Raw genomic sequence first — 12635 nt, forward strand, 5'->3', positions numbered from 1 at the left:
GCCGCGACGAGGCGATGCGGACCCGCAATCCGTTCCGGTCGGCGCGGCTGCATGCCCGGGCCGACCGCCACGTCGCGGCGGCGCGGAAACTTCGGGAAGCCTGAGCCGTCAGAGCGCCCGGGCGCCGAGCTTCTCCATGCGCCGCAGGATCGCCTCCCGGTCGCGACGGATCTCGATGCCGCCCAGCACCGTGTCGCGGATCGGCCCGAACCCGACCAGGGCCAGGATGCTGCGCCTCAGGGCCGCCAGCGAGTGGCCGAGGTAGAAGATCCGGAACACCGGAGCGGGCATGCCCATGGTCACGATGATGCGCGCCGACCGCCCCCTGAGACGGCCGCCGCCGGGCGCCGCCGCCTTGCCGCCGAAGGCGAAGGCGGGGCGGAAGGTCTGCTCCAGCAGCGCCTTGAGGCGGGCCGGCATGCCGCCGAGCCACAGCGGATAGATCAGCACAAGGTGTTCGGCCCAGGCGATGTCGTCCTGGACCGCCCGCACGCCGGCGGGGGGCGCGGCGTCCTCCCAGTCGGCCCGGCCGGCGAGGGTGGGGAAGTCCATCGCCGAGAGCTGCAGTCGCCGGACCTCGTGCCCGGCGTCGAGCGCGCCCCGGGCGTAGGCGTCGGCGAGGGCGTGGCCGAAGCGCGCGGGGTCCGGATCGGGATGGCCGTCGAGGACGAGGATGCGCCGGGGGATCGGGCCGGACATGATCCTGGACCGTCAGTGCGCCAGGCAGAGGCAGACCGGGCTCTCGGCCAGCAGGTCGCGGGTCACCCCGCCCAGCGCCCATTCGCGCAGGCGGGCGTGGCCGTAGCCTCCGGCCACGATCAGCCCGGCCTCGCGCGCTTCGGCCTCGGCGAGGATCTGCTGGCCGGCCGGCGCGTCGACCGGCGCGGCGACGACGGGTTCCGCCGCCACGCCATGCCGGGCCAGGTGCCGCGCCACCTCGTCGAGTTCGGCGGCGGCCGCCTCGCGGTCGTCATCGGCGCGGATGGCGAACAGGGTTACGGCCCCGCTGCGCTGGAGCAGGGGGAGGGCGCCGGCGAGGGCGAGCCGGGCCTCGCGGCAGTCCTTCCAGGCGACCAGGGCGGGGGCGCCGAGCGGCTCCCGGCGGCGCTCCGGCGGAGCGGCGAGGACCGGACGGCCGCAGCCCATCAGCACGTCGGCGGCGTCAGGGGCGTGGTAGGGGGACCGCGGGTTGCGCGCCCCGACCACGACGAGGTCGGCGGCGCGGCTGGCGCGGATGCACAGCTCGCCGGGGTAGCCGACCTGCCCGCGCCAGTCGGCGCGCACCTCGCGCCGCGCGACGATGTCGAGGAAGCCCTTGCGGGCCCGCTCCACGTCGGCCCGGGCCATGTCGTGGTAGAGGGTCATCAGCTCCCCGACCATCGCCCCGCCGGCCAGCGGATCGTACAGCGGCGGGGACACGGCCTCGGCCCCGAGACCGGTGAGGTGGGCGTCGAAGGCGGCGGCGAGGTCGCAGGCGAGCTCGACGCGGCTGTTGCTGGCGGGACCTTCGTCCACGGCGACAAGCAGGCTTCTGTAGGTCATGGTGCGTCTCCTGATGCAACCAAACCGTCCCCCGGAAGCTCGCGCCTTGATCAGGATCAAGGATCGGCGCGGCCGGACCCGTCAGCGTGAATCGAGCGAGACATCCCATGTTCAGAGGCCTTCCCGTCATCGCCCTTCTGGCCCTCGCCTGCGCCGCCTGCGGCGGGCGACCCGACGCCGTCGCGCCGGTCGCGGCCGCCGGTCCCGGGGAGGCGGCGGCGCTGCGCGGCGAGCGGCTGGCGACGACCACCTGCGCCCGCTGCCATGCGGTGGGACCGTCCGGCGCCAGTCCCCTGCCGGCGGCGACCCCCTTCCGGGAGCTGGTTCACCGCTATCCGCTGGACCGGCTGGAGCAGGCGCTGGAGGAGGGACTGGTGACCACCCACCCCGCCATGCCGCGCTTCGTCTTCCGGGCGGGGGAGATCGACGACCTCGTCGCCTGGCTGGAGCGCGTGCAGGCGCAGGAGACCGCCCCGCCCGCCTGAAGGCCGGCTTGATCCGGATCAAGGACGGTCCGCGCGCCCGGCGGCAGCATTCTCGTTGAAAGGGAGTATCCGTCATGAGCCTGAAACGACTTCTCGCCCTGGCCTCGGGCGGCGGCGGCGACGCCGCGGGGCTGTCGTTCGCGGCCTGGCTGGCGCGCCAGCACGACTCGGTCGCGGAGGTGCTGCCGGTCTACGCCGACTCGGCGGCCGACATGATCGCCCTCGGCATGACCCTGGGCGCGACCCTGTCCCGCGAGGCGGTGGAGCAGCTGGCGGCGGCGGAGAAGGAGGTCCACGGGCGCATCGTGGCGGCGGCCCGGCAGGCGGCGGAGGCGGCGGACCTCGCCTTCGGGCCTGGCGAGGGGGCGCCGCGGATGAGCGTGCTGACGCGCGGCCTGCAGCCCGCCCACGCCCTGTCCCGCGAGACAGCGCTGGCCGACCTCGTGGTGCTGGGGCAGGGGGCCCTTGCCACCGGCCCGGGCCAGCAGCTCGCCGGACAGGCCCTGATCGTCGACCGGGCGCCGCTGCTCGTCGCCCGCGGCGACCCCGACCGCCTCGGCGGCCCGGCGGCGATCGCCTGGGACGGCAGTCCGCAGGCCGGGCGCGCCGTGCGGGCGGCCCTGCCGCTGCTGGCGCAGGCCAGCGCGATCCTTGTGCTGCAGTGCGTGACCGGGCTGGACCGGCAGGCGGGCGATCCCGACATCGACGGCCTGAACCGGTATCTGAAGCTGCACGGGGTCGGGACGGGCGTGGCCGTTCTCGTCGAGGGTGCGGACGAGGGGGCCGCGCTCGTCGGCGCCGCCCGGGGACGCGAGGCCGGCCTGCTGGTGGCGGGAGCCTGGGGCCACTCGCGGCTCCGCGAGACGGTCTTCGGCGGCGCGACCCGCGCCTTCCTGCGCGCCGGCGACGGACCCAGCCTGCTGCTGGCGCACTGAAGGTGGCGGCGACGATCGCGATGGCGCGATGACGTTCGGCCTCTCCGTCGACCCGGCGGTCCTGCCGGCCTTCGCGCTCGCCATGGTGCTGGTCGAGCTCACGCCGGGGCCGAACCTGGCCTGGCTCGGCCTGCTGGGCGCCGCGCGGGGGCGCCGGGCGGGCTTCGCCGCCGTGGCCGGGATCACCCTGGGCCTGGCCGTCTGGCTGCTGGTGACCCTGCTGGGCCTGACGCAGACGCCGCTGTTCTCGCCGGCGGGGCTGGAAGCGCTGCGCTGGGCGGGGGTCGTCTACATGCTCTGGCTGACATGGGACTCGCTCCGGCCCCCGCGCCGGCCCGCCGACCTCCCGCTCCGGGCTTCACCCGTCCTGCGAGGACTCGCCGCCAACCTGCTGAACCCGAAGGCGGCGATCTTCTACATCGCCCTGCTGCCGGGGTTCATCCGCGATGCGGCGGGACCCGTCAGCGCCCAGATCCTGACCCTGGGGCTGCTGCACATCGGCATCAGCGTGGTCATCCACAGCGCGGCCGTGCTCGGCGCCGCGGAGGCCGCGGCCCGGCTGCCCGCCGCCTGGTCGACCGCCCTGCGCCTCGCGCTGGCGGCGGGGCTGCTGGCGAGCGCGGCCTGGCTGGCCCTGCTTCCGCTGACCGGAGAGACCGCGCCATGACCGTCCGCCTGACCTTCCACGGCGCCGCCGAATGCGTGACGGGGTCGTGCCTGCTGCTGGAGACGGGCGGCCGTCGCGTGCTGGTGGACTGCGGCATGTTCCAGGGGCCGAAGACCCTCAAGGCGCTGAACTACGACGCCTTCCCCTTCGACCCCGGCTCGATCGACGCCGTCCTGCTGACCCACGCCCACATCGACCACTCGGGCCTGCTGCCCAAGCTGGTGCGCGCCGGCTTCTCCGGCGCCATCCACGCCACCGCGGCGACGCGGGATCTCTGCGAGGTCATGCTGGCCGATGCGGCGGGCATCCAGGAGAGCGAGGTGCGGCGGCTCAACCGGCGGAACGCCCAGCGCGGCCTGCCGCCGGTCGAGCCCATCTACACGACGGCCGACGTCGAGCCGACGCTGCGCCGCTTCCAACGGGTGAAGCCCGGGGAACGGACGGCGATCTGCGACGGCGTCGCGGCCATGTGGTGGCCGGCCGGGCACATGCTGGGGGCGTCGTCGATCGAGGTCCGGGCCGGGGAGGGCGACGGCGGCGTGAGCCTGCTGTTCTCCGGCGACGTCGGGTCCCGGCGGCAGCCCTTCCTGCCGCGGCCGGACGGCCCCGTGGGCGTGGACCATGTCATCCTCGAGAGCACCTACGGCGACCGCGAGCGCATCGAGCTCGAGCTGGACGCCCGCCGCCGGGCGCTGGCGGCGGAGCTGCGCGAGGCCCGCGCCGCGGGCGGGCCTCTGCTGATCCCGACCTTCGCCGTCGGGCGGGCGCAGGAGCTGGTGCTGGACCTGCTGGCGGTGATGGAGGCGGAGCCTGATCTCGCCACCGAGATCTTCCTCGACTCGCCGCTGGCCATCGAGGCGACGGAGGTGTTTCTCCGGCGCGGCTGGAATCCGGAGAGCGGCGAGAATCCCTTCGAGCCGTTGCGGCGCGCGAAGCGGCTGCACCATCTGACCCACCCGCAGGACAGCGACGGTTTGCACCGGCTTTCCGGGTGGCACGTGATCCTCGCCGGCAGCGGCATGTGCGACGCCGGCCGGATCCGCAAGCACCTGAAGCGGCTGCTCTGGCGGCGGGAGACGACCGTGCTGATGACCGGCTACCAGGCGGCGGGCACGCTGGGGCGATTCCTGCTGGAGGGGCGAAGCGCGGTGCGCATCCAGGGCGAGGAGGTGCGGGTGGCGGCGCGCATCCGCAGCCTCGACTGCTACTCCGGCCACGCCGACGCGACCGAGCTGGTGGAATGGCTGGGCGAGCGGGGGACGGTGTCCGGCGCCGTCCTCCTCAACCACGGGGAGCCGGAGGCGGTCGCCGCCCTCGCCGGCCGGCTGGGCGCGGGCGGCTGGCGCGCCGTGCCCGCGGAGCTCGACCGCACCTACGTCCTCGGGCCGGATTCGTTCGAGGTCCTGCGAGGCGGCGGCGCCCGACTCTCGCCCGGCCAGCCGACCCGCCCCGACTGGCACAACGATCGCGCCGCCCTGCTGGTGGCGCTCAACGAGGTCCTTCAGGGGATGCCCGACGACGCCCGCCGCGCCGACCTGCTGCGGCGACTGGCGCTGACGGTGGAGGCGGAGCGCTGACGTTCGGGTGACCGTACCGCGTCAGGCCGCGGCGAGGGTCTCGAGACGCGGGGACCGGCGGATCCGGAAGCGGCGGGCGCCGAGGAACTCGACCACGCCCTCGGCCTGCAGGCGGCCCAGCATGCGCGAGATGGTCTCGATGGTGAGGCCGAGATAGTCGGCCATGTCCTGCCGGCTCATGGGCAGGAACACCACATCGCCGCGGAAGCGGTCGGCGATGTCGAACAGGAACTGGGCGACCTTCTCGTAGGCGGTGGCGCGGCCCAGCAGCAGCATATGCGACTGGGTCCGCCGCAGCTCGGAGGCCGTGGCCTGCCAGATCATCCGGTCGAGATGATGGTCGCCGTAGGCGGCGGAGCCGGAGCGGCGCAGGGCGAGCACCTCGCACGCCGACAGGGCTTCCGCGGAGAACCGGTGCACGGCCGCGATCTCCACCCCGAGGACGTCGCCCGGATAGTAGAAGTCGCCGATCTGGCGGCGCCCGTCGGCGAGCAGATGGGTGGTCCGCACGACGCCGCTGACCAGCCGGTAGACCAGGTCGGCGTCCTCGTCCTGGGCGTAGATCTCCGCGCCGGGGGCGAAGTGCAGCCGGGCGGCGCCGGCCCAGTCGTCAGGGACTCCCGGTCCCCGGGCGGTCGGTTGGGTCGAAAGCTCGAGGGACATGCTGGCCTCCATCTCTCGCGACCGAACCTAGTCGCAGGGGCGGACCCGCACATCCCGGGAGCCTTCCCTAAGGGCGGCTCCCTAAGGGCGAATACGTAGCGCGCCCGGCGTCAGGAGAAGGCGACGCCTGACTTCAGCCCGAGGCGACGGAAGATCATGGCCGCCGGACAAAAGCCCGTGATCGAGGCCTGCACGAGGTTGGCCCCCACAAAGACGGTCAGCCAGGTCCAGCCGGGGTGGACCCAGTGCGCCAGCGCCAGACTGGTCAGGATCATGAATCCGGCGAACATCATCACGGCGCGGTCGAGCGTCATTGGGCAGGCTCCTGGTCTTGGGTGGACGTGGTGGTGCGGCGCAGCTTGTGGGCGCCGATGAGATCGAGGGCGAGCTTCTCGTAGAGCGGCTCGGCCTGGCCCTTGCGGACCTTGTGCAGGAAGTAGCCCTCGAAGGCGGCCTTGGCCGTGTGCACCCAGCGGCCGCTGGCGGACCAGTTGATGTTCCGGGGCGGAATCTGCGGCTGGGCCATGAAGGCGACGCCGCCGTCGCCGAAGTCGGCCAGGCAGATGGCGTTCCAGCTGGCCTCGAAGGTGGGTTCGCGGCCGTCGAGGATCTGCTTCAGGTTGGCCGAGATGGCCGAGACCATGCTCTCGATCATGAAGCCGGTCTTCGGCACCCCCACGGGCACCGGGGTCGGCCCCGTCGGCGGGATGGCGATGCAGACGCCGAGGGCGAAGATGTCCGGCCAGGTCGGGTTGCGCTGGTGCTTGTCGACGATGACGAAGCCGCGCGGATTGGTCAGGCCCTCGACGCCCCGGAGCGCCTCGACCCCGCGGAAGGCCGGCAGCATCATCGACCAGGCGAAGGGCAGGTCGTGGGTCGCCTTCACCCCGCCGTCCTCGCCGACCTCCTCGACGTGCATCAGGCCGGGGTCGACGGACGTCACCCGGGCGTTGGTGATCCACTTGATGTGGCGCTGGCGCATTTCGCTCTCCAGCAGGCCCTTGGTGTCGCCGACGCCGTCCAGGCCGAGGTGGCCGATGTAGGGCTCGGAGGTGACGAAGGTCATCGGCACCTTGTCGCGCAGCTTGCGCCGCCGCAGCTCGGTGTCGAGGATCATCGCGAATTCGTAGGCGGGGCCGAAGCACGAGGCGCCTTGGACGGCGCCGACCACGATGGGGCCCGGATTGCGGACGAAGGCGTCGAACGAGGCCGCCGCCTCCACCGCATGGTCGACATGGCAGACCGAGACGGTGTGGCCCTGCGGCCCGAGGCCGGGGATCTCGTCGAAGGCCAGCTCCGGCCCCGTGGCGATCACCAGGTAGTCGTAGTGGAGGGCCCGGCCGTCAAGCAGGTCGATGCCCTTCTCGTGGGGCCGGACGCGGCTCGCGCCGACGTCGATGAACTCCACGCCCTTGCGGCGCATCACGTCCGGCAGCCGGACCTCGATCGCCTCGCGCTCGCGCCAGTGGACGGCGACCCAGGGATTCGACGGCGTGAAATGGAAGGTGTCGCCCTTCGACACCACCACGATCCGCGCGCGGTCGCCCAGCACGTGCCGCAGGTCGAAAGCGGCGATCGCCCCGCCGAGGCCTGCTCCGAGGATAACGATCGTGGGCCGTTCCATTCAGCGTCTCCCTGTCCAGCTTTCATCGCTGATCCTGTGTCCGCTCCCGGCGGAGCGCCTTGACGTGGATCAAGGTCGTTCCGGCGGTCGCGGCCGACCCTTGCCGGGCCCTTGCAGGCAGATTAGAGAAATCTAATATTAGCGCAAGCTAAGATATGGATTGCTTGATGACCACCTCATCCCATCTGCGCGGCGCCGTCGCCGCGCTCGTTCTGGCGGCGGGTCTCGCGGGCTGCAGCGGCGAGCCGTCGGTCGTCCCGAAGTCCTCCGTGGCCGGGGAGCGCCTGGTCCTCGCCGAGACGACCGTGACCGCGCTGAAGCCGGTCTCGGCGGTGATCACCTCGCGTGATCTCGCGGAGGCCCGCGCCCGGATCCCGGGCACCCTGGTCCGGCTGGACGTACGCGAAGGCGATGTGGTGAGCCGGGGGGATGTCCTCGGCGTCGTCGTCGACAACCGGGTCGGTCTCGAGACAGCGGCGTTCGGCGCCCAGGTCGCGGCGGCCGAGGCGGAGGCGGCGAGGGCCCGGGCCGACCTGTCCCGCGTGCAGGCCCTGTTCGACCGCGGCTTCTACGCCCAGGCCGCGCTGGACCGGGCGCGCGCCGTTTCCCAGGCGGCCGACGCCCAGGTCCGCGCCGCCCGCGCCCAGCAGTCCGCCAGCGCGGAGACGGGGGCGCAGGGGCGCATCCTCGCCCCCGCCTCCGGGCGGGTGCTGACCGCCGACGTGCCCCAGGGTTCGGTCGTCGCCGCGGGCCAGTCGGTCGCCACGATCACGGCCGGGCCGCTGGTGCTGCGGGTGGAGATTCCCGAGGCGCAGGGACGCGAGCTGCGGACGGGCCAGACGGTCGCGGTGGCGGGTGACGGCCTGCCGGAGAGCGGCGTCGTCGCCCAAGTCTATCCCGCCGCCGTCGCCGGACGCACGGTCGCCGACGTCGCGGTGGAAGGTCTGACGAGCGATCGCATCGGGCAGCGCGTCGCCGTGCTGGTTCCGGTCGGCCGCCGCACGGCGCTGACCGCGCCGCGCCGCTTCGTGGCGACCCGCTACGGAATCGATTTCGTCCGCACGGTCGACCGGGCCGGCCGGGTGAGCGAGGCGCCGGTCCAGCTCGGCGAGCCCGTCGACGGCGACCGGGTCGAGGTGATCTCGGGCCTCAAGGCCGGAGATGTGGTGCTGGCGCCGGAGCGTGTCCGATGAACCTCGGGCTTTCGGGCCGGCTGACCCGCGCCACCCTTCATTCGCCCCTGACGCCGCTCATGCTGCTGGCGGCCGTCGCCGTCGGTCTGATGGCGCTGATGTCGATTCCCCGCGAGGAGGAGCCGCAGATCAGCGTCCCGATGGTGGACGTCATGGTCGCGGCCCCCGGGCTGAACGCCTCCGACGCCACCGAACTGGCCGCCAAGCCGCTGGAGGCGATCGTCCGGAGCATCGACGGGGTCGAACACGTCTACACCCAGGTCGAGGACGACCGGGTCATGGTCACCGCCCGCTTCGAGGTCGGCTCCGATCCCGACGACGCCGCCGTCCGGGTGCACGAGAAGGTCCGCGCCAACTACGACGACATCCCCGTGGGCGTGTCCGAGCCCCAGATCGTCACGCGCGGCATCAACGACGTTCCCGCCGTGGTGCTGACCCTGACGCCGCGCGCCGACGCCGCCGGCCGCTGGAGCGACCAGGCCCTCTACGACATCGCCGCCCGGCTGCGCACGGAAATCGGCAAGGTCGAGGACGTCGGCCTGACCTTCCTCGTCGGCGGCCGGCCTTCCGAGATTCGCGTGGAGCCGGATCCGGCCCGGATGGCGGCGCGCGGCGTTCCCCTGTCCTCGGTGCTGGAGGCGGTGGGGCAGGCCAACCGGAGTTTCCCGGCCGGGACGTTCCGGGACGCCGGCCAGGCGGTGGCCGTGCGCTCCGGCGAACGCCTCGCCACCCCGCAGGACGCCGCCCTGCTGACGGTGACGTCGGTCACCGGCGAGCCGGTCTACCTGCGCGACGTCGCCACGGTGACGCTGGCCCCGCGCGAGGACCAGGCCCGCGCCGCCCACTACGCCCGGGTCGGCGACGGCTGGAGCCGCACGCCGGCGGTCAGCCTGGCCGTCGCCAAGCGGCAGGGCGCCAACGCCGTGGTGGTGTCCCACGCCGTGCTGGAGCGGGTGGAGGCGCTGAAGGGCACGCTGATCCCCGACGGGCTGGAGGTGGTGGTCACCCGCGACTACGGCGAGACCGCCAACGAGAAGGCCAACGAGCTGCTGATGCACCTCGGGCTGGCGACGATCTCGATCGTCGTCCTGATCGGCTTCGCCATCGGCTGGCGCGAGGCGGCGGTGACGGCGCTCGTCATCCCGACGACCATCCTGCTGACCCTCTTCGCCTCCAACCTGATGGGCTACACGATCAACCGGGTCAGCCTGTTCGCCCTGATCTTCTCGATCGGCATCCTGGTCGACGACGCCATCGTCATGATCGAGAACATCGCCCGCCACTGGGCGATGAACGACGGGCGCAGCCGCGCCGAAGCGACGGTCGAGGCCGTGGCCGAGGTCGGCAATCCGACCATCGTGGCGACGCTGACCGTGGTCGCCGCCCTGCTGCCGATGCTGTTCGTCTCGGGCCTGATGGGGCCGTACATGGCCCCGATCCCGGTCAACGCCTCGGCCGCCATGGTCTTCTCCTTCTTCGTCGCCGTGGTCATCGCGCCGTGGCTGATGATCCGCCTGGCGCGCCGGGCGCTGGCGGGAGGGCACGGGGAGCACGGGGAAGGCGCGCTGGGCCGGCTGTATCGGCGCGTGGCCGGTCCGGTGATCCGCACCCGGCGCAGCGCCTGGACCTTCCTGATCGCGGTCGGGGTGGCCACCCTGCTGTCGATGTCGATGTTCGCGATCCGCGCCGTGCCGGTGAAGCTGCTGCCGTTCGACAACAAGTCCGAGCTGCAGGTCGTGCTGGACATGCCGGAAGGAACCAGCCTCGAGACGACCGAGCGCACCCTGGCCGGCGCCGCGGCGGTCGCGCAGACCCTGCCGGAGGTGGTCTCCCTCGAGAGCTACGCCGGCGCGGCGGCGCCGTTCAACTTCAACGGCCTGGTCCGGCACTACTTCCTGCGTGACCGACCCGAGCAGGGCGATCTCGCGGTCATGCTGGCGCACAAGGGCGAGCGCCGCCGCAACAGCCACGCCGTGGCGCTGGACCTGCGCCGGCGGCTCGCGGACCTGCCGCTGCCGGCGGGGGCGTCGATCAAGGTGGTCGAGGCGCCGCCCGGCCCGCCGGTCCTGGCCACGCTGCTGGCCGAGGTCTACGGGCCGGATGCGGCCACGCGCCGGGCGGTCGCGGCCGAGCTGGAGACCCTGTTCCGGGCGCAGGACTCGGTGGTCGACGTGGACAACAGCTACGGCGTCCGCCGTCCGGTGCTGCGGCTGGTTCCGGATCGCGAGAAGATCGAGCGCTTCGGCCTGTCCGAGCGCGAGGTGCACGATTCGATCGCCGCGGTGATGGGCGGACGGACGCTGGGATACGCGCTCCGGGGGGACGAGCGGACGCCGGTGGAGATCGCCGTCCGGCTGCCGCAATCCGCGCGCTCGTGGAACGAGCGGCTGGCGGTGATGCCGGTCGCGACGACGTCGCTGGACGGCGGCCGCCGGCTGGTGGAGCTGGGCGAGGTGGTGGAGGCGCGCGAGGAGCTGGCCAGCTGGCCGGTCTACCGGCGCGACGGCCGCGCCGCCGAGATGGTCACCGCCGAGCTGGCGGGCCAGTTCGAGGCGCCCATCTACGGCATCCTTGCGGTCGATGCCGCCATCAAGGCGCACGACTGGAAGAACCTGCCGCAGCCGGAGATCCGCCTCAACGGCCAGCCGGAGGACGAGACCGTTCCGACCGTGCTGTGGGACGGCGAATGGGAGATCACCTGGGTCACCTTCCGCGACATGGGCGCCGCCTTCGGGGTGGCCCTGCTGGGGATCTATGTCCTGGTCGTCGCCCAGTTCCGGGACTTCCGCATCCCGCTGGTGATCCTGACGCCGATCCCGCTGACCCTGATCGGCATCGTCATCGGACACATGCTGTTCCGGGCGCCGTTCACGGCCACCTCGATGATCGGCTTCATCGCCCTCGCCGGCATCATCGTGCGGAACTCCATCCTGCTGGTGGATTTCATCCGTCACGCCCGGAGTCCGGGCCGGCCCCTCCGCGAGGTGCTGCTGGAGGCCGGCGCGATCCGGTTCAAGCCGATCCTGCTCACCGCCCTGGCGGCGATGATCGGGGCGGCGGTCATCCTGTTCGACCCGATCTTCCAGGGTCTGGCGATTTCGCTGCTGTTCGGTCTCATGTCCTCGACCCTGCTGACGGTGCTGGTTATCCCGGCGATCTATGTGGCGCTGAAGGGCGAGGCCGGCCCGTCGGCCCCGCCCGCCGCCGGAGACCTGCCGTGACCGACGCCATTCCTCCCCCGACGCCCGCCGCCCTGGCCGGGCTGGAGGCCAGCGCCGCCTCGGCCGCGCGGCTGATGCGGCTGTTCGCGAACGAGCAGCGGCTGATGCTGATGTGCCGGCTCAGCGAGGGCGACTCCCCGGTGGGCGAACTCGCCGCCTTCGCCGGCCTGTCCCAGTCGGCCTGCTCGCAGCATCTGGCGCGGCTGCGGGAGGCGGGGGTCATCGCCCCCCGGCGCGAGGCCCAGACCATCTACTATGCGATCGCCGACCCCGGCGCGGCGCGCGTGATCGCCCTGCTTTGCGACCTCTATCGCGACAAGCCGAAGAAGGAGCCGACCCCATGAGCTATTTCCACGCCCGCACCCTCGAGGGCGATTTCGACAGCGCGGTCGAGCGCACCCGCGCCGCGCTGCAGAAGCACGGCTTCGGGGTGCTGACCGAGATCGACGTCCAGGCGACGTTGAAGGCGAAGATCGGGCAGGATTTCCGACCCTACCGCATCCTCGGCGCCTGCAATCCGACCATGGCCCACGAGGCGCTGAAGCTGGAGCCGCACGTCGGCGCCATGCTGCCCTGCAATGTGGTCGTCCAGCAGGTCGAGGGCGGGGCCGAGGTCTTCGCCATCGACCCCGCCGCCTCGATGCGGGCCATCGACAATCCCGAACTGCTCGCCCATGCGGAGATGGTGGGGGCGCACCTGCGCGCGGCGGTTGACGAGGCCTGACGCG

General features: G+C 72.9%; 13 protein-coding genes. 8 read left to right on the forward strand and 5 right to left on the reverse strand.

The annotated features are described in order from the left end of the window. Positions 1-108: 108 nt before the first annotated feature. Complete coding sequence (locus tag H2038_RS00245) at positions 109-699, reverse strand: NAD(P)H-dependent oxidoreductase (RefSeq protein ID WP_292108445.1); 591 nt, start codon at positions 697-699, stop codon at positions 109-111. Between the two features lie 12 nt (positions 700-711). Continuing rightward, the gene (locus H2038_RS00250) at positions 712-1542 is read right to left on the reverse strand and encodes a universal stress protein (protein WP_292108446.1); all 831 of its coding nucleotides are present in this window, start codon (positions 1540-1542) and stop codon (positions 712-714) included. A gap of 107 nt (positions 1543-1649) precedes the next feature. Here H2038_RS00250 and H2038_RS00255 point away from each other — a divergent pair, with 107 nt between their 5' ends. From H2038_RS00255 to H2038_RS00270, 4 genes are all read left to right on the forward strand, one after another. Then, a complete protein-coding gene (locus tag H2038_RS00255; protein WP_292108447.1) occupies positions 1650-2027 on the forward strand; it encodes a cytochrome c in 378 nt (125 codons plus the stop codon). Between the two features lie 74 nt (positions 2028-2101). Further along, positions 2102-2962 carry a universal stress protein gene (locus tag H2038_RS00260; RefSeq protein WP_292108448.1) on the forward strand — a complete coding sequence of 287 codons (861 nt, stop codon included), beginning with the start codon at positions 2102-2104 and terminating at the stop codon, positions 2960-2962. Positions 2963-2990: 28 nt separating this feature from the next. After that, positions 2991-3629 carry a LysE family translocator gene (locus H2038_RS00265; RefSeq protein WP_292108449.1) on the forward strand — a complete coding sequence of 213 codons (639 nt, stop codon included), beginning with the start codon at positions 2991-2993 and terminating at the stop codon, positions 3627-3629. Then, a complete protein-coding gene (locus tag H2038_RS00270) occupies positions 3626-5206 on the forward strand; it encodes an MBL fold metallo-hydrolase (protein WP_292108450.1) in 1581 nt (526 codons plus the stop codon). Before H2038_RS00265 ends, H2038_RS00270 begins: the two co-directional genes overlap by 4 nt. Positions 5207-5227: 21 nt before the next feature. On the opposite strand, the gene H2038_RS00275 is transcribed toward H2038_RS00270, so the two are convergent. The 3 genes from H2038_RS00275 to H2038_RS00285 all read right to left on the reverse strand — a co-directional run bounded on the left by H2038_RS00275 (position 5228) and on the right by H2038_RS00285 (position 7493). After that, complete coding sequence (locus H2038_RS00275) at positions 5228-5869, reverse strand: helix-turn-helix domain-containing protein (protein ID WP_292108451.1); 642 nt, start codon at positions 5867-5869, stop codon at positions 5228-5230. Between the two features lie 110 nt (positions 5870-5979). Beyond that, positions 5980-6183 carry a DUF2892 domain-containing protein gene (locus H2038_RS00280; RefSeq protein WP_292108452.1) on the reverse strand — a complete coding sequence of 68 codons (204 nt, stop codon included), beginning with the start codon at positions 6181-6183 and terminating at the stop codon, positions 5980-5982. Beyond that, positions 6180-7493, reverse strand: a complete 1314-nt coding sequence (locus H2038_RS00285) for an FAD-dependent oxidoreductase (protein ID WP_292108453.1) — start codon at positions 7491-7493, stop codon at positions 6180-6182. The genes H2038_RS00280 and H2038_RS00285 overlap by 4 nt, the downstream gene beginning before the upstream one ends. Before the next feature lie 167 nt (positions 7494-7660). Between H2038_RS00285 and H2038_RS00290 the strand changes: the two genes are divergently transcribed. Genes H2038_RS00290 through H2038_RS00305 form a run of 4 tightly spaced genes read left to right on the forward strand, consistent with a single transcriptional unit; the run spans position 7661 to position 12631 of the window. Further along, positions 7661-8686: an efflux RND transporter periplasmic adaptor subunit gene (locus tag H2038_RS00290; protein WP_292108454.1), complete on the forward strand. Its 1026-nt coding sequence runs from the start codon at positions 7661-7663 to the stop codon at positions 8684-8686. Then, complete coding sequence (locus H2038_RS00295; RefSeq protein ID WP_292108455.1) at positions 8683-11907, forward strand: efflux RND transporter permease subunit; 3225 nt, start codon at positions 8683-8685, stop codon at positions 11905-11907. Before H2038_RS00290 ends, H2038_RS00295 begins: the two co-directional genes overlap by 4 nt. Further along, a complete protein-coding gene (locus tag H2038_RS00300) occupies positions 11904-12251 on the forward strand; it encodes a metalloregulator ArsR/SmtB family transcription factor (protein ID WP_292108456.1) in 348 nt (115 codons plus the stop codon). Before H2038_RS00295 ends, H2038_RS00300 begins: the two co-directional genes overlap by 4 nt. Then, positions 12248-12631: a DUF302 domain-containing protein gene (locus H2038_RS00305; protein WP_292108457.1), complete on the forward strand. Its 384-nt coding sequence runs from the start codon at positions 12248-12250 to the stop codon at positions 12629-12631. The genes H2038_RS00300 and H2038_RS00305 overlap by 4 nt, the downstream gene beginning before the upstream one ends. The last annotated feature ends 4 nt before the right edge of the window (positions 12632-12635 follow it).

Origin of the sequence: Brevundimonas sp. (genome assembly GCF_013912005.1) — a bacterium.
GTDB lineage: Bacteria > Pseudomonadota > Alphaproteobacteria > Caulobacterales > Caulobacteraceae > Brevundimonas.